Source organism: Streptomyces colwelliae (assembly GCF_048158785.1).
In the GTDB taxonomy this organism is placed as follows: domain Bacteria; phylum Actinomycetota; class Actinomycetes; order Streptomycetales; family Streptomycetaceae; genus Streptomyces.
Genome location: NZ_JBLTJC010000665.1, coordinates 1 through 2,823, shown reverse-complemented (window position 1 = coordinate 2,823; position 2,823 = coordinate 1). Strand labels below are relative to the sequence as shown.

The following is a 2,823-nucleotide window of genomic DNA, read 5'->3' as shown; positions in this document are numbered from 1 at the left end:
TTTCGAGGCCCACCCGTCTCGGTCAGTTGACGGGTGGGCCTCGAAAAGCCTCGGGGCTCCGCCCCGGACCCCGCTACCGCTGCGGGTGGTGCGCCGGGATCTCCGGCAGCTCCCCCGTCGCCTCGTACTTCGTCAGCATGTCGATGCGACGAATGTGCCGCGGGTCCTCGGAGAACGGCGTACCGACGAAGATCTCGACGAACTTCGTCGCCTCCTCCTCCGTGTGCATCCGCGCGCCGACCGCGACGACGTTCGCGTTGTTGTGCTGCCGGCCGAGCGACGCGGTCTCCTCGCTCCAGGCGAGGGACGCCCGCACGCCCTTCACCTTGTTCGCCGCGATCTGCTCGCCGTTGCCGGAGCCGCCGATGACGATGCCGAGGGCCTCGGGGTCGGCGGCCGTGCGCTCGGCGGCGCGGAGGCAGAAGGGCGGGTAGTCGTCCTGGGCGTCGAAGATGTGCGGCCCGCAGTCGACGGGCTCATGGCCCGCCTCCTTCAGCCACTCGACGAGGTGGTTCTTGAGTTCGAAGCCCGCATGGTCGGAGCCGAGATACACGCGCATGCGTCGAGTGTGACACGGCTGTTTCCGGGAAGCAGCTCCGGGGCCCGACCACGTTAAATACAGGCAACGCCTCGCAACCTCAAGGAAACCTCAAGTAACGATCTGGATTCAAAGGTTCAGGAATTCCTTTACCTCCGATTCACTGGACCGACTCGTACGCCGCTCGTACGAGCACCCTCCACCGGCATCCCAACCGGCGTAAAGGAATTCCCCCCATGACTTCCTCCATGACTGATGGCTCCGGCCTTCAGGCAGGACTCAAGAACCGACATCTCACGATGATCGCGATCGGCGGTGTCATCGGCGCCGGCCTGTTCGTCGGTTCCAGCTCGGGCATCGCGACCGCGGGACCCGGCATCCTTCTCTCCTACGCGCTCGTCGGCACGCTCGTGGTGCTGGTGATGCGCATGCTCGGCGAGATGTCGGCCGCGAACCCCACCTCCGGCTCGTTCTCCGCGCACGCCGACCGCGCGCTCGGCCGCTGGGCCGGTTTCTCGATCGGCTGGCTGTACTGGTTCTTCTGGGTCGTCGTGCTCGCCGTCGAGGCGACCGCCGGCGCGAAGATCCTCGAAGGGTGGATACCGGCCGTACCGCAGTGGGGCTGGGCGCTCATCGTGATGGTGGTGCTGACCGCCACGAACCTCGTATCGGTGGGCTCCTACGGCGAGTTCGAGTTCTGGTTCGCCGGGATCAAGGTCGTGGCGATCGGCGCGTTCATCGTCGTCGGCGCGCTGGCGATCTTCGGCGTGCTCCCCGGCGCCCACACCGACAAGGCGGGCTTCGGCAATCTCACCGACCACGGCGGCTTCCTGCCGAACGGGCCCGGCGCGATCCTGACCGGTGTCCTGCTGGTCGTCTTCTCCTTCATGGGCAGCGAGATCGCCACGCTGGCCGCCGGCGAGTCCGAGGACCCGCAGCGCGCGGTCACCAAGTCGACCAACAGCATCATCTGGCGCATCGGCGTCTTCTACCTCGGCTCGATCTTCGTCGTCGTCTGCCTGCTCCCCTGGAACGACCCGTCGATCAAGGAGCAGGGCTCCTACGTCGCCGCCCTCGACTCCCTCGGCATCGCGCACGCCGGTCAGATCATGAACTTCATCGTGCTGACCTCGGTGCTGTCCTGCCTCAACTCCGGCCTCTACACGGCCTCCCGCATGGCCTTCTCGCTCGGCGGCCGCGGTGACGCGCCGAAGGCGTTCGCCCGGACCACGTCCCGTGGCGTACCGATGGCGGCGATCATCGCCTCCGTCGTCTTCGGGTTCGTCGCCGTGTTCTTCAACTACGCCTTCCCGGACACCGTCTTCCTCTTCCTCGTCAACTCCTCAGGCGCGGTCGCCCTGTTCGTGTGGCTGGTCATCTGCGCGTCCCAGCTGCGCATGCGCCGGATCATCGAGCGCGAGTCGCCCGAGAAGCTCGTCGTGAAGATGTGGCTGTACCCGTATCTGACCTGGGCGACGATCGCCCTGATCGTGTTCGTCCTCGGCTACATGCTCACCGACACCGAGGGCGAGAGCAGCGGCCGTACGACCGTTCTGCTGTCCCTGCTGGTCGCGTTGGCCGTGGTCGCGGTCTCGGTGATCAAGGAGCGGGTGCGGGGCGGGCAAGCGGTCACGACCGCGGTCTCCGACGCGGACACCGACAAGGTGTCTGTGAACTGACGGGCCAAGGCGTCTGTGGATCAAGGGAGTTCACAGCACGATGAAGCTGTTCTTGACCTTGTCGTAGGTCTTCAGGGCCTGGGTCTCCACGCCCGGCTGGTACCAGGTGTTGATCTGGTACGACTTCCCGTCCTCGTCGAAACCGAGCAGCCGGGCGTGCCAGGGGACGCCCTTGAGCGTGAACGTGTACTCCCAACTCACCGCCGAATGACCGCGGAACGTCGTCTTCTCCAGGCGGATCTTCCGGTAGTCCTGCCCCTTGCGCGCACTCCGCTCCGAGGCCTCCCAGGTCTCCATCAGGTCGCCTCGGGCGAGCGCCGACTTGCCGACCAGCTCCTGACTCCCATCCGGGGACGTGTAGTGGACCTCGGCCCCCGTCTTCAGATCCCGCCGCCACCCGGCGGGCGTCGCCCACGCGAACCCGCCCGCCTCCTGGTGCGTGCCCGGGCTCGCCCACCTCACCGCCGAGCGGTCCCGTCCTGCCGAGGCGGCCTCCTCGGAGTCGATCAGCGACTGCTCCGGAGTGCGCTCCTCGCTGATGCGGTCGAGGAGTTGGGGATCGTCCGTGGGCATGAGCCGCCGTAGCGACTTGATCACCTTCAGGCA

Annotated in this window: 3 protein-coding genes and 1 pseudogene; 1 reads left to right on the top strand and 3 read right to left on the bottom strand. The window is 66.9% G+C overall.

Annotation, left to right across the window (positions count from 1 at the left end):
• Positions 1-73 precede the first annotated feature (73 nt).
• A complete protein-coding gene (locus ACNFOC_RS52885) occupies positions 74-559 on the bottom strand; it encodes a ribose-5-phosphate isomerase (RefSeq protein ID WP_416966097.1) in 486 nt (161 codons plus the stop codon).
• A gap of 227 nt (positions 560-786) precedes the next feature.
• Here ACNFOC_RS52885 and ACNFOC_RS52880 point away from each other — a divergent pair, with 227 nt between their 5' ends.
• A complete protein-coding gene (locus ACNFOC_RS52880; protein WP_416966096.1) occupies positions 787-2,217 on the top strand; it encodes an amino acid permease in 1,431 nt (476 codons plus the stop codon).
• A 30-nt stretch (positions 2,218-2,247) separates the two neighbouring features.
• Here ACNFOC_RS52880 and ACNFOC_RS56155 read toward each other — a convergent pair whose 3' ends face one another.
• Together ACNFOC_RS56155 and ACNFOC_RS52875 are read right to left on the bottom strand one after the other, a co-directional pair.
• Entirely contained in the window at positions 2,248-2,679 is a 432-nt protein-coding gene (locus tag ACNFOC_RS56155; RefSeq protein WP_521987165.1) for a serine/threonine kinase C-terminal domain-containing protein, read from the bottom strand.
• A 21-nt stretch (positions 2,680-2,700) separates the two neighbouring features.
• A pseudogene (locus tag ACNFOC_RS52875) lies at positions 2,701-2,823 on the bottom strand (sigma-70 family RNA polymerase sigma factor); the annotation flags it as partial.